This is a genomic window from Flaviramulus basaltis, from assembly GCF_900114265.1.
Lineage (GTDB): Bacteria > Bacteroidota > Bacteroidia > Flavobacteriales > Flavobacteriaceae > Flaviramulus > Flaviramulus basaltis.
In genome coordinates this window covers 389578-408853 of the sequence record NZ_FPKV01000003.1, presented here as the reverse complement: position 1 = coordinate 408853, position 19276 = coordinate 389578, and the positions used below count along the sequence as shown (strand labels likewise).

At 30.1% G+C, this 19276-nt stretch carries 19 protein-coding genes; 10 read left to right on the top strand and 9 right to left on the bottom strand.

What is annotated here, in order from left to right; all coding sequences use genetic code 11:
• The first annotated feature begins 221 nt into the window (after window positions 1–221).
• A complete protein-coding gene (locus BT151_RS14025; protein ID WP_072402961.1) occupies window positions 222–722 on the top strand; it encodes a hypothetical protein in 501 nt (166 codons plus the stop codon).
• Between the two features lie 204 nt (window positions 723–926).
• Here the strand turns inward: BT151_RS14025 and BT151_RS14020 are convergent, their stop codons facing one another.
• Window positions 927–1730, bottom strand: a complete 804-nt coding sequence (locus BT151_RS14020; protein ID WP_072402960.1) for a class I SAM-dependent methyltransferase — start codon at window positions 1728–1730, stop codon at window positions 927–929.
• A gap of 33 nt (window positions 1731–1763) precedes the next feature.
• On the opposite strand from BT151_RS14020, the gene BT151_RS14015 reads away from it, so the two are divergent.
• Window positions 1764–2429 (top strand): hypothetical protein, encoded by a 666-nt coding sequence (locus tag BT151_RS14015; protein ID WP_072402959.1) that lies wholly within the window; start codon window positions 1764–1766, stop codon window positions 2427–2429.
• A 142-nt stretch (window positions 2430–2571) separates the two neighbouring features.
• Here the strand turns inward: BT151_RS14015 and BT151_RS14010 are convergent, their stop codons facing one another.
• Window positions 2572–2991, bottom strand: a complete 420-nt coding sequence (locus tag BT151_RS14010) for a (4Fe-4S)-binding protein (RefSeq protein ID WP_072402958.1) — start codon at window positions 2989–2991, stop codon at window positions 2572–2574.
• Between the two features lie 116 nt (window positions 2992–3107).
• On the opposite strand from BT151_RS14010, the gene kynU reads away from it, so the two are divergent.
• The 8 genes from kynU (at window position 3108) to BT151_RS13970 (ending at window position 11030) form a co-directional block, all read left to right on the top strand.
• Window positions 3108–4379: a kynureninase gene (gene kynU / locus BT151_RS14005; protein WP_072403180.1), complete on the top strand. Its 1272-nt coding sequence runs from the start codon at window positions 3108–3110 to the stop codon at window positions 4377–4379.
• Window positions 4372–5769: an FAD-dependent oxidoreductase gene (locus BT151_RS14000; protein ID WP_072402957.1), complete on the top strand. Its 1398-nt coding sequence runs from the start codon at window positions 4372–4374 to the stop codon at window positions 5767–5769. Before kynU ends, BT151_RS14000 begins: the two co-directional genes overlap by 8 nt.
• A 6-nt stretch (window positions 5770–5775) precedes the next feature.
• Complete coding sequence (locus tag BT151_RS13995; RefSeq protein WP_072402956.1) at window positions 5776–6180, top strand: RidA family protein; 405 nt, start codon at window positions 5776–5778, stop codon at window positions 6178–6180.
• Window positions 6180–7619 (top strand): aldehyde dehydrogenase, encoded by a 1440-nt coding sequence (locus BT151_RS13990; RefSeq protein WP_072402955.1) that lies wholly within the window; start codon window positions 6180–6182, stop codon window positions 7617–7619. The genes BT151_RS13995 and BT151_RS13990 overlap by 1 nt, the downstream gene beginning before the upstream one ends.
• 153 nt (window positions 7620–7772) lie before the next feature.
• On the top strand, window positions 7773–8555 hold the full coding sequence (locus BT151_RS13985; protein WP_072402954.1) for an SDR family oxidoreductase: 783 nt from the start codon (window positions 7773–7775) through the stop codon (window positions 8553–8555).
• A 110-nt stretch (window positions 8556–8665) separates the two neighbouring features.
• Window positions 8666–9199 (top strand): 3-hydroxyanthranilate 3,4-dioxygenase, encoded by a 534-nt coding sequence (locus BT151_RS13980; RefSeq protein ID WP_072402953.1) that lies wholly within the window; start codon window positions 8666–8668, stop codon window positions 9197–9199.
• Window positions 9200–9297: 98 nt separating this feature from the next.
• Window positions 9298–10383: an amidohydrolase family protein gene (locus BT151_RS13975; RefSeq protein WP_072402952.1), complete on the top strand. Its 1086-nt coding sequence runs from the start codon at window positions 9298–9300 to the stop codon at window positions 10381–10383.
• Entirely contained in the window at window positions 10383–11030 is a 648-nt protein-coding gene (locus tag BT151_RS13970; protein ID WP_072402951.1) for an O-methyltransferase, read from the top strand. Before BT151_RS13975 ends, BT151_RS13970 begins: the two co-directional genes overlap by 1 nt.
• Window positions 11031–11033: 3 nt before the next feature.
• Here the strand turns inward: BT151_RS13970 and BT151_RS13965 are convergent, their stop codons facing one another.
• The 7 genes from BT151_RS13965 to BT151_RS13935 form a co-directional block, all read right to left on the bottom strand.
• Complete coding sequence (locus BT151_RS13965; protein WP_072402950.1) at window positions 11034–13298, bottom strand: response regulator; 2265 nt, start codon at window positions 13296–13298, stop codon at window positions 11034–11036.
• A 129-nt stretch (window positions 13299–13427) separates the two neighbouring features.
• A complete protein-coding gene (locus BT151_RS13960; protein WP_072402949.1) occupies window positions 13428–13715 on the bottom strand; it encodes a Sec-independent protein translocase subunit TatA/TatB in 288 nt (95 codons plus the stop codon).
• Between the two features lie 89 nt (window positions 13716–13804).
• Window positions 13805–16060, bottom strand: a complete 2256-nt coding sequence (locus BT151_RS13955; protein WP_072402948.1) for a M1 family metallopeptidase — start codon at window positions 16058–16060, stop codon at window positions 13805–13807.
• Window positions 16061–16168: 108 nt separating this feature from the next.
• On the bottom strand, window positions 16169–16672 hold the full coding sequence (locus BT151_RS13950) for a DUF6702 family protein (RefSeq protein WP_072402947.1): 504 nt from the start codon (window positions 16670–16672) through the stop codon (window positions 16169–16171).
• Window positions 16673–16728: 56 nt separating this feature from the next.
• A complete protein-coding gene (locus BT151_RS13945; protein ID WP_072402946.1) occupies window positions 16729–17529 on the bottom strand; it encodes a carboxypeptidase-like regulatory domain-containing protein in 801 nt (266 codons plus the stop codon).
• Window positions 17516–18328, bottom strand: a complete 813-nt coding sequence (locus BT151_RS13940; RefSeq protein ID WP_072402945.1) for a carboxypeptidase-like regulatory domain-containing protein — start codon at window positions 18326–18328, stop codon at window positions 17516–17518. The genes BT151_RS13945 and BT151_RS13940 overlap by 14 nt, the downstream gene beginning before the upstream one ends.
• A gap of 87 nt (window positions 18329–18415) precedes the next feature.
• Window positions 18416–19216, bottom strand: a complete 801-nt coding sequence (locus BT151_RS13935; protein ID WP_072402944.1) for a carboxypeptidase-like regulatory domain-containing protein — start codon at window positions 19214–19216, stop codon at window positions 18416–18418.
• Between the last annotated feature and the right edge of the window lie 60 nt (window positions 19217–19276).

Below are 19276 nucleotides of genomic sequence, written 5' to 3'. Positions count from 1 at the left end.
CAGTTAACTTCGTTTAACGTTATATAAAACATTAAAACGATTTTATATCAAATCGTTGGCTGTAATTAGAAATCAAGACTATTGAAAGTATCAAAATACTTACCAAATTTGCAAGAGATATTGATTATAGATCAGAACTTATAACTGATTTCGGTTTTAGTAAGTATAAAATTTCTGAATTATCTGCTAAGAATGTTTCTCTTCTCAATTCACTTTTTTATATGACTCTTATAGATTCTGTTTCATTCTTAGATGAATACGACCAGTTCTTTGGAATAAAAACAGAAACGGAGTTTAAGGATAGAATAATAATTGTAAAATCAATAAACAAACCTCTAATATCAAAAATCAGGGAGTGGAAAAACCTAAAAGATATGCGAAATGAGTTATTAGCTCATAATCTCAGAATTGGTAAAAATGGAGAGTTCGTTTTTGGAGAAAACGTTGCTGATTATGATGCTCCTAGAACAATCTATGACTTATTTCTATTATCTAACTTAATACAATTTGCCACCACAACTATAAACTCTGAATTTGACTCTGAACTGAAATCTATTCAGTTAGAGTACGATAATAAAATTTCAAACCAGTCTATTATTTTGACAAAAGAAGATGTGAGTTCTATTACTGTTGATTTGCTAATGAAAGCAAATGAATTAAAGAAGAAACACAATAGAGATTATGAATTTAGAGCAAACAAAACAAATTGGGATAAAATATAACTAAAGCTAACAAAGACATATAAAAATAATTGCTGAATTAGTCTTTAGCCAAAAAATCGTTGCCATTATGTTTCAGCTGATTTTCCTGTGGAAAATCCTCGCACTTAAACCCGCTGCTATTCTTATACAAAACCGATATAAACATTAAAACGATTTTATATCAAGTCGTTAAACGAACACCACTTATTCAAGTTCCTTTTCAATCTATATTTTTATAGCCTTCAAAGTAAAAATTAAAGGGTATAATTTATTTTTTTTAGTCACAAACATACCAGATTCGGTTTCAATTAAATCTGGCAAAACGTTATATGGGCTTTCATCATATTCTTTTAAAAACTCAATATGTAACCCAGCTTCTGATAAAGCAGAAACAACTTCGCTCAATCCATGATTCCAACCATATTCTTTACTAACCATTTTTGATTCTTGATTGGCATAAGTACCTTCATATTCTTCATAAATAACAGCATCTTGCATATAACCATATTTCATAACAGGTTTGTCTTCCTGATAATCAAACATCCAAACAATGGGATGAAATTCAGCTATAAAAAAAGTGCCTCCATTTTTCAATCGTTCTGCTATCATTTTCCCCCAAGGCTTTAAATCGGGCAACCAACCAATCACGCCGTAACTTGTAAAAACAATATCAAATGTATCCTTTATAAATTCAGAAGTATTTAAAACATTACAGCAAACAAATTCAGCATCTAAACCTAATTCATCGTTTAAGTTTTTTGCTAGTTTTATACCTTCATCACTTAAATCAATACCCATACATTTGGCTCCTAACCTACTCCAACTTAAAGTATCTTGCCCAAAATGACATTGCAAATGGAGTAACGACTTACCTTTTACATCGCCTAAAGCCTCTATTTCATAAAGCATTAATGAAGATTTTCCTTTTTTAAAAGCATCTAAATCGTACATATTGCTTTTAGCATGCACTTTTACTTTATTGTTCCAAGTTTCTTTATTAACTTTAAAATAATTTTCGTTAGTATTCATCTTCAAGTCATATCTTTATAAAAAAACTAAATTATGAAAAACCTTATTTATATTACTTTAATTGCTTTTGTTTTTATTAGTTGCAAGCAAAAAGCAGAGACAAAATTAGTAGAACCAGAAATTGTTAAAACTGAAATTTCTACTGCACAAAAAATAGCCAATGCTCATGGTTTTGAAAATTGGAAAAATGTATCGGAAGCTGCGTTTACATTTAATGGTAGCAGAAGTTGGATATGGAAACCAAAAACCAATGATGTGATGCTTCTTGGTAAAACTGATACTATACAATATAATAGAAGTAAAGTTGATTCTCTACTTGCCAAAACAGATGGCGGATTTATAAACGACAAATTTTGGTTATTAGTTCCGTTTCAATTAGTTTGGGATAAAGGCGCAACTATTTCTAATCCTGTAATTGAAGAATCTCCAATAAATAAATCTCAATTAAATAAAATTACGTTAACCTACTCCAATGAAAGCGGAGGTTATACACCTGGTGATGCTTATGATATTTATTATAATGATGATTTTTTAATTAAAGAATGGATTTTTAGAAGAAGTAACCAAGCAGAACCATCTTTAGCTACAACATTTGAAAACTATCAAGATTTTAATGGTATTAAAATTGCTTTAGAACATAAAAATGCTGCTGGAGACTGGAATCTTAAATTTAGTGATATAAAAGTTACTTTAGAATAATTTTAATTATTTTTTGTAATTAAAACATCCAACGATGGAGTAATTCACGTATATAAGGTATAGTTTTAATATTCCGCTTTATGCGTCTATATATATCAAAGCGTTTAAATCAATGGTTTAAGCGCTTTGTCTTTTTATAAAACTATCCTTCAAATTCAGATTTCACATGTGTACCATCACAATATGGTTTATTGTTTGATGATCCACATCTACAAAAAGCAGTGGTTTTATTTTTAATTTCAGAAGAACCGTCTTTTTTAATGACTTTAAGTGTACCATAAACTAGCAATGGTCCGTTTTCCAAAACCTCAATTTTAGTTTCTAAAACTTCAGAAGTTTTATCATCATTTGCATTCATGTAATAACTTAGCGCACCAGAAGGACACTGTTTTACTTGTTTAATTAAATCTTCAGTAATAGCCTTATCAATTCTAATCCATGGTCTTACTTTAGGACGAAATACATCCGGCAAGCCTTTAATGCAAATTCCTGAATGTATACAAGATTCTGGCTTCCATACAATGGTAACTTCACCATTTGTATATTCTTTAGTCTTACCCATAACTAAAAATTTTTATTAAATATACGAAAAATTACAGCGTTTTAATCTTCATTTTTTTGTGTTCGTTACTAACTTTATAATTCTTATTTTTGTTTGAAACCGAAAACAAAAACACTTTGTCTACATATAAACTAGGTCTAGAATACGCTTTAGAACAAGACCGAAATGACGAATTAAAATCATACCGAAATCAATTTCATATCCCTAAAGATGCTGGTGGAAATGAATTAATTTACATGACAGGTAATTCACTTGGACTTCAACCAAAAGCTACCAAGTCTTACATAAATCAAGAATTAGAAGATTGGGCAAATTTAGGTGTTGAAGGACATCTTGAAGCTAAAAACCCTTGGTTACCATATCATGAATTTTTAACCGAAAGTATGGCTAAAGTGGTTGGTGCAAAACCTATTGAAGTCATAGTAATGAATACGCTTACTGCAAACCTTCATTTTATGATGGTATCGTTTTACCAACCCACTAAAACACGTTATAAAATACTTATTGAAAGTGATGCTTTTCCTTCAGATAAATATGCTGTTGAATCACAACTAAGGCATCATGGAATTGATGATAAGGAAGGTTTAATTTTATGGAAACCGAGAAAAGGAGAAGAATTACTTAATTACGAAGATTTAGAAGCTATTTTAGAAACTCATGGTGATGAAATAGCACTAATTATGATTGGCGGTGTAAACTATTATACAGGGCAGTTTTTCGATTTAAAACGCATCACAAAACTAGGACACCAATATGGTTGTAAAGTTGGTTTTGATTGTGCTCATGGTGCTGGAAACGTCGCCTTGAACTTACATGATTCTGGAGCAGATTTCGCGGTTTGGTGCACATATAAATACTTAAACTCTGGACCAGGAAGTTTAGCAGGTTGTTTTGTACACGAACGCCATGCATATAACAAAAATTTAAACCGCTTTACTGGTTGGTGGAGTCATAACAAACAAACACGATTTAATATGCGTGATGAGTTTGATCAACTTCCAGGTGCTGAAGGTTGGCAATTAAGCAATCCTCCAATTTTATCTATGGCTGCAATAAAAGCTTCTTTAGATATGTTTAATGAAGTAGGTATTGAAAAACTAATCGAAAAATCTAAAAAACTTACTGTATATTTTGAGTTTTTATTAAACCAATTGGGTGAAAATGTTATTAGCATTATCACGCCTAAAAACCCAAAAGAGCGCGGTTGCCAATTGTCCATACAAGTAAAAAATGCTAATAAAACATTACATAATAAATTAACAGAAGCCGGAGTTATTAGCGATTGGCGAGAACCTGATGTTATTCGTTGTGCACCAACACCTCTATACAATTCGTTTGAAGATGTATATGGTTTGGTTGAAAAATTAAAGGCTATTTTAAATGAATAAACAACAAAACATATTAATTATAGGCGCAGGACTTTGTGGAAGCCTTTTAGCGTTACGATTAGGTCAAAGAGGTTATAATGTATCCGTTTACGAAATGCGCCCAGATTTACGTAAAGTAGATATTAGTGCAGGTCGTTCTATAAATCTTGCTTTTTCAGATCGTGGTAATAAAGCCATGAAATTAGTTGGTTTAGAAGATAAAGTAAAAGCACTTTGTATTCCTATGAACGGACGTATGATTCATGATGAACATGGTAACACATTTCAATCAAATTATAGTGGTCGTGATTATGAGTATATAAATTCTATTTCTCGTGGAGACTTAAATACTTTACTTTTAAATGAGGCCGAAAAACATGAAAACGTAAACATCTATTTCAATAAAAAATGTAAATCGGTAGATTTTGAAAAAACTACAGCTTTATTTGAAGATTACAGTACAAAAACCCAATTTATAGAAGATGCCGATGTTATAATTGCGACTGATGGTGCAGGTTCTGCTATGCGAAAAAGCTATTATTTGGGCAAGAAATTCTTATTCAGTTTTTCCCAAGAATACTTAACTCACGGCTATAAAGAACTTAGTATTTTACCAACAGAAAATGGCGATTATAAAGCTTATAAAAATGCACTTCATATTTGGCCACGTGGCGATTTTATGCTTATTGCTTTACCAAATTTAGATGGTAGTTTTACTGTAACACTATTTTTAAGTTATGATGAAGGTGAATACAATTTTAATAATTTAAAAACTGAGGTTAAGGTTTTAGAGTTTTTTCAAAAAGAATTCCCAGATGCTCTAACAATAATGCCTAATCTTTTAGACGACTTTTTTGAGAACCCAACATCGCCTTTAGGCACTGTAAAATGTTCGCCTTGGCATTATAAAGGCAACACGCTTTTAATGGGAGATTCGGCTCATGCTATTGTACCCTTTTATGGGCAAGGTATGAACGCCTCTTTTGAAGATGTCGTAGAATTCGATACCGTTTTAGATTATCATAAAAACGATTGGGAAAGTGTTTTTAAAGCCTATGAAAAAACAAGAAAAAAAGATACAGATGCCATTGCCGATTTAGCTATTGATAATTTTCATGAAATGAAAGGCCATGTAAATCAAGAAATCTTTCAAGAAAAGCGTAAATTAGAAATGGCTTTAGAAAAAGAGTTTCCAGATGAATATTCATCAAAATATTCATTAGTAACTTTTAATGAAAATATTGGTTACAGAGAAGCTATGTTAAAAGGAAGAGCGCAAGACAAAGCTATTTTAAATCTATTAACCGATGGCGTGATAGCATTAGATGATGATTTAAAACATACTTTACAAAAAGTAAAACAAGAAACCGAAGCCATTTTAGAAGACGATGAAATTGCAGGCTTAAAATAAATAGCTATGAGTGAAAAAACTGTAACCCCAAGAGGTGCTTATCCGCACACCAAACGAGTTGGCGATTTTATATTTGTTTCTGGAACAAGTTCAAGAAGACCCGACAATACTATTGCTGGTGTAGATATTATTGATGAGATGGGAACCAAGCACTTAAATATAGAAGTACAAACACGTGAAGTTTTAAAAAATATAGAAAAGAACTTAGCTAAAATTGGAGCTACTTTAAAAGATGTGGTTGATGTCACATCATTTTTAGTAAATATGAATGACTTTTCAGGTTATAATATAGCTTATGCAGAATTCTTTGATAAAGAAACTGGACCAACACGAACAACCGTTGCGGTACATCAATTACCGCATCCAGATTTGGTGGTTGAGATAAAGGTTATGGCTTATAAAAAATTATAGTGAACATTCAAAACTACATAAACGGTCAATATGAAAATCCTTCTTCCAATGAATGGATAAATAACTATTGTCCAGCCAATGGTGAGGTTTATGGACAAATACCAAACTCATCAAATGAGGATGTAGAAAATGCATACATAGCAGCAAAGTCTGCTTTTCCAAGTTGGTCACAAACCACTTTAGAAGAGCGTAGTAGAATTTTAATTAAGATTTCAGAATTACTAGAAACCAATTTACAACGCTTTGCAGAAGCCGAAAGTATAGACAATGGTAAACCCATTAGTTTAGCAAAGTCAATCGATATACCAAGAGCGGCAAGTAATTTTCGTTTTTTTGGAAACGCCATAACACAGTTTGCTAGCGAAAGTCATGAAAGTGTTGGACAAGACGCAATAAACTACACTTTACGCCAACCTATTGGAGTTGTTGGTTGTATTTCACCTTGGAACCTTCCACTCTATCTTTTTACTTGGAAAATCGCTCCAGCAATTGCCGCGGGAAATTGTGTAGTTGCCAAACCAAGTGAAGTTACACCAATGACAGCGTATTTATTGAGTGAGATACTTAAAGAGGCTGGCCTCCCAAAAGGTGTTTTAAATATAGTTCACGGTTTGGGAACTATAGCAGGACAAGCCATTATTGAACACCCAGATATTAAAGCCATATCATTTACTGGAGGTACAGAAACTGGTGCACATATAGCTAAAATAGCAGCTCCTATGTTTAAAAAGCTATCGTTAGAACTTGGTGGAAAAAATCCAAATATCATTTTTTCAGATTGTGATTATAATGTTATGTTAGACACTACAATTCGTTCGTCATTTGCTAATCAAGGTCAGATTTGTTTATGCGGAAGTCGTATTTTCGTGGAAGCTTCAATTTACAACAAGTTTAAAACAGATTTTGTTGAAAAAGTAAAACAACTTAAAATTGGGCATCCTTCGGAAAAAACAACAAATATTGGAGCATTAGTTTCTAAATCTCATTTAGAAAAAGTTTTGGATTATATTGAAATTGCAAAAGAAGAAAACGGCAAAATTCTTTATGGTGGAAATAAAGTCAAAGTCGAAGGTTACGAAAACGGTTATTATTTAGAACCAACAATTATAGAAGTAGAAAGTGATGAATGCAGGGTAAATCAAGAAGAAATTTTTGGTCCAGTAGTAACTATTATGCCGTTTAACACAGAAGACGAAGTGTTGCAAATGGCAAACAAAGTAAAGTATGGATTATCGGCAACATTATGGACTAACGATTTAAAACGTACTATGAGAATAAGTAATCAATTACAAACAGGTATTGTTTGGGTAAACACTTGGATGATGCGCGATTTACGAACTCCCTTTGGAGGCATAAAAGCTTCTGGTGTTGGTAGAGAAGGTGGTTTTGAAGCTTTACGTTTTTTTACAGAAGCTAAAAATGTTTGTATAAAATATTGAAACATCATTGCTAGCAATAAAATGATATGATAATCTTATAAAATAAAAGTAGAATTATCAATTAAACGTCATGCTGAACTTGTTTCAGTATCTCATAAAGAAAACTAACCAAATAATTAAAAGATTCTGAATCATGTTCAGGATGACAAGAATATGGACTTAAACATAAACAACAAAAATGCCTTAGTCTGCGGAAGCACACAAGGTATAGGAAAAGCTACCGCTATTGCACTAGCAAATGAAGGTGTAAATGTTACTTTGGTAGCTAGAAACAGAGAAAAACTAAAAGAAGTTTTATCCGAATTACCAGAACAAGGAAACCATAGTTATATTGTTGCCGATTTTTCTAATCCTAGAGATTTACAAGAACAAGTTATTAAGTTTATTGAAAAGAATCATGGGTTTCATATTCTAATAAATAATACTGGCGGCCCAAGAAGCGGTGAAATTTTAACCGCAAGTTTAGACGAGTTTGACAATGCTTTTACATTACACTTAAAATGTAACCACATATTAGCGCAAGCTACTATTCCGTTTATGAAAGGCGAAGGTTTTGGAAGAATTGTAAATATTATTTCCACATCGGTTAAAGAACCAATTCCCGGACTTGGTGTAAGTAATACCATTAGAGGTGCAGTTGGTAATTGGAGCAAAACATTAGCTACTGAAGTTGGTGCTTTTGGTATAACCGTAAACAATGTATTACCTGGTTTTACAGACACAGAGCGTTTAACCGAAATTATTAAAATAAAAGCTAATTCTGTTGGAAATTCTATAGAAGAGATGGAAGAAATTATGAAAAACTATGCACCAGCTAATCGTTTTGCAAGACCTGAAGAAACGGCAAATATTATTACTTTTTTAGCTAGTGAAGCTGCTAGTTATGTTAACGGAATTAACGTTCCTGTTGATGGTGGTCGTACAAAAAGTTTGTAACTTTATAGTTGAAATATAATTGCGTGAAGGATTGTAGCGATATCCTTTTGCTTTTGCAAAAGATTTAGCGAAAAGCCTGACCTGAAAGGGCACGCCAAAAAAACAAGAACATGAGTAAATTATTTCCTCCTATTAATTTTAAAGCATGGATTGAAGAAAACAGGCATCTTTTAAAACCTCCTGTTGGCAACAAAGTGGTATGGAAAGATGGTGATTTTATTGTGATGGTAGTTGGCGGTCCAAACAACAGAAAAGATTATCACTATAACGAAACACCAGAGTTTTTCTATCAAGTTGAGGGTGATATTGTGCTAAAAGTTATTGATAAAGGCACTCCTAAAGATATTCACATAAAAGAAGGTGAGATATTTCTATTGCCACCTAAAGTACCACATTCACCACAACGAGGTGCAAACACAGTTGGTTTGGTTATTGAATATCCTAGAGAAAAAGGTGTTCAAGATGCCTTACTTTGGTTTTGTGAAAATTGTACCACCAAGTTATACGAAGAAGATTTTACTGTAGAAAATATTGAGACAGATATGCCTAAAATATTTGACAACTATTACAGCGATAAAGATAAACGTAGCTGTCCTAATTGTGGCGAAATAATGCAACCACCAAAGAAAGTACAAATAGATTAAATTAAACATAAAACGTTCGTCATTAATAGGAACTATGGCGAAATCATCTCTTAAAAAAAATGATTGATATAGGCAAAAAGCCTAGCAATGACAACTAAATGGAAAAACGTAAACTTCGTATTAACGGTCACTCTCACTTATTACCTTACCCTGAAGAAATACCTGATTACATGCAAGAAAAAGGTATTTTTTGGGTGGACAAAGACCGGAAATTTATGCTTCAAAAAGATTGGAGCAGACCTGTTACCGACTCTAGTTTCTTTTTACATGAAAAGCTAGAATGGATGGAGCGAAACAAAATTGACCATGCTGTAGTTTTAAACCTATCTCAGTTATATGGTAACGGATTACGCGTTGAAGAAATGAAAAAAGCGTTGCGTTTTCAAAATGACTTTAATGCTAAAATTCAACATGAAAATCCTAGTAAATTCACCTGTGGATTTGTAGTTCACCCTGGATTTGTAAGAAGCGCTTGTTGGGAAATTGAGCGTTGTGTAGAAACTCACGGTTTGCAATTACTATGTTTGCCAACACATTATATGGATACTATTGGTACATGGCGTTGTATTTTTGACGAGGAAAATGAACCTATTTTTGAATTGGCAAATAAATATAACTTGGCAGTTGAAATTCACCCTTATGATGGTGAGAAATTTATAAAATTAGAAAATATATCTTGGCGTTTTCATCTTATTTGGATGCTTGCTCAATGTGCTGATGCGTATCATTTTTTAACGCTAAATGGTTATCAAGAAAAGTATCCAAATATGCGTACTTGCTTTGCTCATGGCGGTCAATTAGCTCAAATTAATTTAGGAAGACGTATACAAGGTTTTGATGGAAGACCCGATTTATTTGAAGGAAAACATCACCCTCGTAAAGCTGTAGGACATAAAAATATTTTCTTTGATACTTTGGTTCATGATACTGGAGGTTTAGAATTATTAATACGAAATCATGGTTCTAAACAAGTCATTATGGGACTTGATGATCCATATCCTTTAGGTGAAATGGAAAGTGCAAAACAATCCTCTTACCCAGGTAAAATTTTAGATTTGGCTTTAGATAGAAAAATAATTAATCAAGATGAACATCATGCTATTTGGGAAAACAATGTTATACAATGGCTTTGTGGTGATGATGAAAAAGCTAAAGAAAAATTAATTGATAGAATTTTAAATTAATGCACTTTATACCAGAAAAACTTGATGATTATGTTGTAAAACATTCTGAGGACGAACCAGAATTATTACAAGAATTAACCCGAGAAACTTACCAAAAAATATTACAACCAAGAATGTTGAGCGGACATTATCAAGGTCGTATTTTAAGTATGATTTCCAAAATAGTTAATCCAAAAAATATTTTAGAAATTGGAACTTATACAGGATATTCGGCATTATGTTTAGCAGAAGGCATACAAACTAATGGGGAATTACACACCATTGATGTGAATGAAGAGTTAGAAGATTTTCAGCGAAAATATTTTGACAAATCTAGTTATGGGCATCAAATCTTTCAACATTTAGGTAATGCTTTGGATATTATACCAAAGCTTAATAAAACTTTTGATTTAATTTTTATTGACGCCGATAAAGACAATTACCTAAACTATTTTAATATCATTATCGATAAATTAAATGTAGGTGGCATTATTTTATCTGATAACGTGCTTTGGAATGGAAAAGTTTTAGAAACTACCTTCAAAAAAGACGATACTTCAACACCTGTACTTATTGAGTATAATAAACTTTTAAAAGAAGACAAAAGGATTGAAACTGTTTTATTGCCCATTCGTGATGGATTGACAATAAGTAGAAAAATCCTTTAATTTCTATGAAGCTATAACTAACCTAACATTATTTCCTTTTCTTGAATTTTGTATATTTTCATTAATTACTTGAAAAAATTCATAATTATCAAATGGTTTTATAATTATATCATTGTAACCTATTTTTTTACAGTTCTGTCTTACCTCATCAATATCGGCAGCTGTTAATGCTATTATTGGTAATGATTTATTAAATTTCCTTATAGCTTCCGTGGCTTCATTACCATTCATAATTGGCATATTAATATCCATTAAAATGAGATCGTAATGATTATTTTTAATTTCTTCAAGAGCTTCCTTTCCGTTTTGAACCATCGTACACAAATAGTCTTGTTTCTTTAGAAGATTTTTAGTCACAATTTGATTTATTTTATTGTCTTCAGCTACTAAAATCCTATACTTATTTTTAGTTTTTTCAACTTTTTTTGTAAATGAATCAAAGCCTGGAATTATTTTAGTATTGTTATTATCCAATTCAAAATCTACTTCAAAACTAATTTTGGTACCAATACCTACTTCACTTTCTAATTTTATTTCACTTTTAAATAACTCTATTAAATTTTTAGTAATCGAAAGACCTAATCCAGTACCTTGATAATTAACATTACTATCTTCTAACTGAGAAAAATTATCAAATATAGTTTCAAATTTCTCTTTAGGAATACCTATTCCGTTATCTTCTACTTCAAAACGCAAACCAACATTATTGGTATCCAAGCTCAACAAGCCCACTCTTAAATTAATTACACCATTAGTTGTAAACTTTATACTATTTCCAATTAAGTTAATTAAGATTTGAGACAATCTTACTTTATCACATTTAATGTTTTCTGGAGTATAATTATCTATGGATATATTTATCTTATTATTGGTTTCTTCAAGTCTAAAACTAAATGAATTAACAATATCTTCTAACAAATCTTTCAGATTGACTGATACATTCTTTAATTCAATTTTATTGGCTTCAATTTTGCCTACTTGAAGAATATCATTAATTAAATTTAACAAGTAATCTCCAGAATATTTTAAAGATTTTAAATACTTCTTATCTCGACTATTTAAATTATTATTATCAAGTAATAAAGATGTTATCCCTACAACTCCATAAAGAGGTGTTCTTAACTCGTGCGACACATTAGATATAAACTTAGTTTTTAACTCAGACATTTTTAAAGCCTGATTTTTAGCAATTTCTAATTCGCTATTTTTTACTTCTAATCTTTTACTTAGTTTTCTTTTAGAGGCGTAACTTATATATATTATTATAACTGAAACTACTAATAATAATAAAGTTATAAAAATTACAATATTAATTTTTTTAAATCTATTTGCTATATCTAATTGTTGAAGTCTTTCAGCATTAGCTATTTCCGCATTGTTTTTATAATCTTCTATAAGAAATTTAGATTTTGTAATTAAATCTTGTTTGTTTTCATCTTTGTTTAAAAGCTTATCTTTATAACTGTTATGCTCAAGTAAAGTAAGATATGCTTCAGTACTTTTTCCAGATTTTGCTAAAGAAATAGAAAATTGCATATAAACTTTAGTTAATAAAGTTAAATCTACTTCTTCATTAGTATTTTCTAATAAAAGAATAGCTTCTCTAAATTTAGAATTTGCATTGTTGTACAGTTCAGTACGAACGTAATATATGCCGTATATATATTTAAAATATCCTTCAGAATATGAATTTACAGCATTATTTTTTAAATAATCACTTATTTTTAAAAGGCTAAGCAAAGCATCATCTAAATAATTATATTCAATATATAACTCACTTAAACCGATTCTGGCATCTAAAAAAACATTTTCTATTTGTTGCTTTTCAAAAATATCTAAGTCATCATTAATTAAAGAATATTCATTTGCTTTCTGAAAATATTCAATACTCTTAAAATAATTTTTCCTTTTTTTATATATTTTAGCTAGACTAAGATAACTACTAGAAATCAAGTAATTATCATTTATTATTTTGGAAGCTTCTAATGATAGTTGATATTGTTCTTCTGCAGATATGTCATTTTGCATTAAATTATAAATGTTGCCTAAATTATAATTGGCTATGGCGCTACCATAATTATCTTGAATAGAATCAGACAATATCTTAGCATTAATAAATGCTTTAAAAGATTTTACTATTTCATTATTTTTATACGACTCTAATGCTGAAGAATTTATATTATCAATTTGTTTGATAATTTCTCTATCCTCTTTTCCGAAAGTAACTATAGAAAAGAATAGAAAATAGACTAATAGGCTAGTTTTCAAAATATTTAAGTTTATTGATTTGGGATTACCAATATATTTTTTTAAAATAATGGTAAATCAATAAAATCGTTAAAATGCAGTAAGTAATTGATTAATAGACAAAATACAAGCCATTAAACCTGTGAATACCTAAAATTTACGTTTTACAGAACCGGTGAAATCTTCAAGATCGTCTTTCACTTTATCTAATTCTTTTTTCACATCTGAAGTAATGCTAGTATCAATACCGCTTTTTTCAGCAGTTTTGGTTATTTCATTCTTAATATCGTTAGTTGCATCTTTAAGTGTACGCATGCCTTTACCTAAACCACGAGCGATTTCCGGTAATTTATCGGCACCAAATACCATAATGGCAATAAACATAATAAAGCCTATTTCGGCACCACTAATAAATAAAAATGTAGCATGATGTATCATATTACAAATATAGTAAGTTGTTTTGTTAGAATAAAAAAAAGCCGATTATAAAAAATCGGCTTTTTTTCAAAAAATTAAATAAGAATTAATTATCCTTTAACTTTTTCTTTAAATTGATCAAAATTACTTGTATCCTGTTTTGGCCAAGAGTTGTTTGATATATCTACATCTGCTGTTTCTAAATCTGGATCAACAACAAAACCTGTAATCGCTTTATCAGTTTTAAAAACCTTTTTCACTTCATTTTCATTATATCTCCATATTTGAGCAGGATATGTTTTTCTTTCTTTAGTACCATCTTCGTAAGTAATTTCTAAAATTATAGGCATTACTAATCCACCTGGTTTTTCAAAAGTTACTTCATAAAAATGTTTTGGCGCTTCTTTTAGTTTTGATTTTTCATCATCAGATAAGCTATCGATATAGTCATTTAGAAACGAAAAATCCTTAGTACTTTTAGCGTCAGTCGGTGCAACACCTTCTTCTACTTCAGCATAATACACTAATTTATCTTTATACTCATCAAGATTCATATTGTATCGTTTCGCTTGTTCTATTGCTTTTTCAGTTGGCTTATCTGTTAAGTAATACTCTTTAACATCTTTTACTCCTATATCGGTATAATCTGTTGTATAAAACCATCCTCTCCAGAACCAATCTAAATCCATAGCTGAGGCATCTTCCATAGATCTAAAAAAATCTGCTGGTGTTGGGTGCTTAAACATCCAACGTTGTGAGTATGTTCTAAAAGCATAATCAAACAACTCTGGTCCCATAATTGTTTGTCTTAACATATATAATCCAGCTGCTGGCTTTGTATAAGCGTTTGGACCAAATTGATATACGTAATCTCCTTGAGACATTATAGGTGATATATTGCTTTGATCTCCGCCCATATAAGGCACAATATCTTTTGGTAAATTTCCTGTAATGTAATTTGGATCGTAATCTAATTCTGCTAAAGTTTCAACAAAAGAGTTTAAACCTTCATCCATCCATGTCCATTGGCGCTCATCACTATTTACAATCATTGGGAAGAAATTATGCCCAACCTCGTGAGTAATTACGCCAATCATACCTCTTTTAAGTCTTTCTGAATACGTTCCATCAGGATTAGGTCGCCCGTAGTTAAAACAAATCATTGGATATTCCATACCCATTTGAGCATGAACCGATACTGCTTTATTATATGGATAATCAAAAGTAAGTTTTGAGTATTCTTCTAAAGTATTAGCAACAACTCTTGTAGAATGCTCTTCCCATAATGGGTTTCCTTCTTTAGAATATAATGAAATCGCCATTACAGATCTTCCATTAATTTTAACAGCCATAGCATCCCACAAAAATTTTCTAGAAGTTGCAAATGCAAAATCTCTAACTTTATCTGCTTTAAAATGCCATGTCTTTAATTTAGTGCTTCTTTCTTTCTCAGCTGCTTCTGCTTCTGCTTGAGTAACAATAAAAACTGGGTTTTTAAATGAATTCTTAGCAATTTCAAAACGTTTAAGTTGTTCTTTAGTTAAAACTTCTTTTTCGTTTTGTAAAACTCCAGTAGCTTCTAATTTATGATCTGCAGGTACTGTTAGTTTAACATCAAAATCGCCAAATTCTAAAGCAAACTCACTCCTGCCCCAGAATTGCATATTTTGCCAACCTTCAACGTTATCATAAACACAAAGTCTTGGATAGAACTGCGCTATAACATATGTATTATTTCCATCAGGGAAAGCTTCATAGCCAGATCGTCCGCCGTCTTCAATATGATTATTAATATTATACCACCACTTCATTTGAAATTTAAAAACTTCTCCTGGCGCTAATGGTTTTGCTAAATTTATGCGCATCATGGTTTGGTTTATCATGTATGACAAATCTGAACCATCTTCATTCTTAACATATTCTATATTAAACCCACCATCAAATTTATCTTTTAAATTTGCTTTTGTAAATGATTGTGGTCCGTTAAAAGCGGCATTAAAACTCTCAGAATCAATATCTGGTGTTTTAGAATTTTTTGCACGCATATTTTGGTCTAATTGAACCCATAAATACTCTAAATAATCTTTAGAGTTATTATGATAAGTTATTTTTTCATCACCAAATAATTGACTTTTATTTTCATCTAAACGAATATTCATAACATAGTCAACTTTTTGTTGAGTATATGCATGACCAGGTGCTCCTGAAGCTGTTCTAGACTCATTTGGAGTAGCTAAAACATCTTTCATTTGCTTAAATTTATTTTGGTCTGTATGACCTTGTGGTTTCGTTTGCTCTTGCTTTTGGGCAAATACACTTGTAGAAACAAAAACAATTGATAAAATAAAATAAGTTAGTTTTTTCATTATTATTTATGATTTATTTAAAAGATTTTTGATTTTAGTTAAAAAAAGTTAATTTTTCACAACTAAAAGCGGTCGAAATTAATAAATTTTTAAGATTTTTTATTTTTTTTAATTAAAATTTAACACCACATTTTTGTCTTGAGTAGATAGAATGGCGCTTTTTTGTTGAGAGTTAATTTTGGTTTTCACAATATTTTGCTGAGCTTTATACATATCGAATAAAACTTGATTACTAATTTCAATAGATTTTATGTTATTTACATTTTCCACCTCTAAATAGCAACGCATAATATCACCATCATATTCTTTACCTATATAAATAATTTTAACGTTTTCTTTATTAATTTTAATTGTTAGTTTCTCTTTTAAATACTTTTCAATATAAGAATCTACAATTTTTGGTTCATCATCTCCTGCTAAAACCAAATTCTTATCATACTTGTTTTTTAAAACATTTTCAAAGTCATCAATAAAAATTCTAGATGTTATTTGTAATGATTGCTTTTCCTTTATGTAATTTACTTGAGTGACACTTATGTAGTATTTATGAAAACTTGTGAATGCAAAAAGTGGAATAACAAGTAATAAAAGAAGTAACTTGGATAATTTCATGTATTTTTTTTGCTAATGTAATTATTTTGATAGTTCAAAAAGCATTCCAAAACATATTAGTTTTTAGTTAAATCAATATTCTCTAAATATTGCCTATACTTCATTCTGAGAAATATTAAAATTTTAAAATCTGTTTGGTTTTTACAATGTTTAATAAAATTTTCATCATCTGCAGTAAAATAAAAAAAGTCCATTTTTAAATGGTCATCCAAAGGATTTGACGCAAAAAAATCTTTTGAAAGTCTGGATTTTATACTCTGCATTAATTCTTCTCTTGACTCTATATTCACTCTATTTTTTAGCATTTTAGTTCTGCCAGAAAGTCCGTTTAAAATTGGATTTAAGGGTAAACCTCCACCTAAAAGACCTAAAAGCATTTTTGGTTTAAATTCGCCTGCTTCGGCTAAACGGCGTTCACTTTGCGTTGCAGGTTTACCAGTATAACCAGGAATGCCAACATCATAAAAATTAATTGGGGGATCGCCTTCTATATTCTTGATATCAGACATTAAATTCCCTGTTAACACCTTGCCAACTAGCACTTCATCCAACTCATTTATTTGCTCTTGTAATACAACATAAACAACTTTGTTCTCAATAATTTCTTTTGTGATTACAACTTCTTTTGGTTTATGCTGAAGGGATGAAAAAACAATAGTATCATTTAGTTTCCCTGTAATATTAAAGTTTCCAGATACATTAGTTATTGTAAATACTTGAGATGTTTTATTTATAACATGAATATTTTCAACATCTGTTTTACTTTCAACTTTTCCAGATATTTCAATGGATTGACTATGAATTTTTTCAAAGCCAAAAAAACCAACTAATATTACAAAACTTTTAATTTTTAACATTCTTGAGTTTTAAAAACATTTGACTTTGCTCATGTAAAAACTCTAAAAGCTCCATTTCATTTTCAGGGTTAAAAAACTCAGGATTAACCCCTTCTTTTTCAACAAAAGCAATAAATGCTTCAACATTTTCCAATGATATATTAAAAGCTTCACTTATAAATTTATGAGTATAAACATCTGATAAATCTTTTAGTTTATCTTTTTCCTTATCAAGAAACAAATCTTTATTAGGAGATTTATTTCTTTTAGACTTTATAAATAATTTGAAAATTTTAACCACATCTGGCAAATAATTACGGGCTTCTGGATTTATTGTGGCAATTAAATCATTTTGAACTGTCGTATTATCAATTGCTTTATCATCATTATACTCAAAATCCACATCCATATTTCCCATATCTAAGCTTTTGAGCTTAACTATTTTCACGTTTTGAATATCTGTTTCTATGTTTCCTGAAAGACCAGACGATAATGTTACTGCATCAAGTTGATTTACTTGATCTACTAATTGTATTTTTAATTGTTTTGATTTAATAACATCGTCATCAATAGTAATGGATACGGTTTGAAACTGTAATGCAGAAATTTCAATAACATCATTTAATGCTACATTAATTGTAAACTCACCTTTAATATTGGTAATAACACCTCTGTTTGAAGATTTATTAAAAACCGTGACGGCTTCAACATCATTTGTATTAGAAAGGATAATACCACTCACTTCAACCCTATTAATAGATTGACTATTAATTATAGAGGGTAAAAAAGTAAATGATAAAATGAGTAAAATTAGTTTCAAATTATTGTATTTAAAAGTATAAAGAACGTATTTCAAATCTTAAAGAAAACGTAAATACCTTTTAATGTTTTGTTAAAACCAATTGTTTTACTTGTTGGAATTTAAAAAGTCAATGCTTTTTGTATTTAGAAGTTCTAGAAACTCCATTTCTTTTCCATAATTAAGTAGCGAATAATCAAAATCGTCGCTTTGTACGTATCTAATAAACTCTTCTACACGATGCTCTGGAATATTAAAATTATCTACTAAAAACTCTGAACCAAAATAATATTTAATAGATTCTATAGGAACTTCTGGAATGCCAGACTTCTTCTTATCTTTAACTCTAGCCCTAAATACAGGTAGTAATAATTGGTCTACAACGTTAATGATATTAAGACCATTAACCATCCTTTGCCGCTGTGAATTCATAGTAATATTTTTTACTTCAGATTTATAATCCTTTTCAAAATCATATTCTGCACTATGCTTAACGCCAAAATATAAAGCATCTAATTTGGGTTTAAAAGGTTTTGTGGTTTCTACATCTGTATTTAAATTTCCTGTCAATCCTTTTTTAAACACCACAACTTCATCTAACTTATTAATTTCTTCAATTAAAAAAAGTTTCATTTTTTTAGATTTAATAATCTCTTCGTTTATTACAAATCTTATATTTTGATATTGCAAAGCACTAACTTCAATAACATCATTTAATGCAACTTGTAATGTGAATTCACCTTTATCATCAGTAATTGTTCCTGAGTTAGACGATGTATTAAAAATAGTTATACCAGAAATATCATTCCCTTCAACAATAATTTTCCCAGACACTTGAATTCTATTAATGTTTTGTGAAACTGAATAAAAAGAAGTTATAAATGCTAAAAAGAAAATTATTTTTTTCATGATATTTTTATCTTCAAATTACCATTTTAATTTCTATTTATGAACTAAAACACATGAAAT

Bases quoted from the DNA above. Each gene is read 5' to 3' on its own strand.
- BT151_RS13945 (WP_072402946.1), bottom strand. From the start codon at position 17,529: ATGTTAAAAATTAAAAGTTTTGTAATATTAGTTGGTTTTTTTGGCTTT.
- BT151_RS13995 (WP_072402956.1), top strand. From the start codon at position 5,776: ATGAGTGAAAAAACTGTAACCCCAAGAGGTGCTTATCCGCACACCAAA.
- BT151_RS13985 (WP_072402954.1), top strand. From the start codon at position 7,773: ATGGACTTAAACATAAACAACAAAAATGCCTTAGTCTGCGGAAGCACA.
- BT151_RS13950 (WP_072402947.1), bottom strand. From the start codon at position 16,672: ATGAAATTATCCAAGTTACTTCTTTTATTACTTGTTATTCCACTTTTT.
- BT151_RS13955 (WP_072402948.1), bottom strand. From the start codon at position 16,060: ATGAAAAAACTAACTTATTTTATTTTATCAATTGTTTTTGTTTCTACA.
- BT151_RS13980 (WP_072402953.1), top strand. From the start codon at position 8,666: ATGAGTAAATTATTTCCTCCTATTAATTTTAAAGCATGGATTGAAGAA.
- BT151_RS14020 (WP_072402960.1), bottom strand. From the start codon at position 1,730: ATGAATACTAACGAAAATTATTTTAAAGTTAATAAAGAAACTTGGAAC.
- BT151_RS13960 (WP_072402949.1), bottom strand. From the start codon at position 13,715: ATGATACATCATGCTACATTTTTATTTATTAGTGGTGCCGAAATAGGC.
- BT151_RS13975 (WP_072402952.1), top strand. From the start codon at position 9,298: ATGGAAAAACGTAAACTTCGTATTAACGGTCACTCTCACTTATTACCT.
- BT151_RS13935 (WP_072402944.1), bottom strand. From the start codon at position 19,216: ATGAAAAAAATAATTTTCTTTTTAGCATTTATAACTTCTTTTTATTCA.
- BT151_RS14015 (WP_072402959.1), top strand. From the start codon at position 1,764: ATGAAAAACCTTATTTATATTACTTTAATTGCTTTTGTTTTTATTAGT.
- BT151_RS14025 (WP_072402961.1), top strand. From the start codon at position 222: ATGACTCTTATAGATTCTGTTTCATTCTTAGATGAATACGACCAGTTC.
- BT151_RS14010 (WP_072402958.1), bottom strand. From the start codon at position 2,991: ATGGGTAAGACTAAAGAATATACAAATGGTGAAGTTACCATTGTATGG.
- BT151_RS14000 (WP_072402957.1), top strand. From the start codon at position 4,372: ATGAATAAACAACAAAACATATTAATTATAGGCGCAGGACTTTGTGGA.
- BT151_RS13970 (WP_072402951.1), top strand. From the start codon at position 10,383: ATGCACTTTATACCAGAAAAACTTGATGATTATGTTGTAAAACATTCT.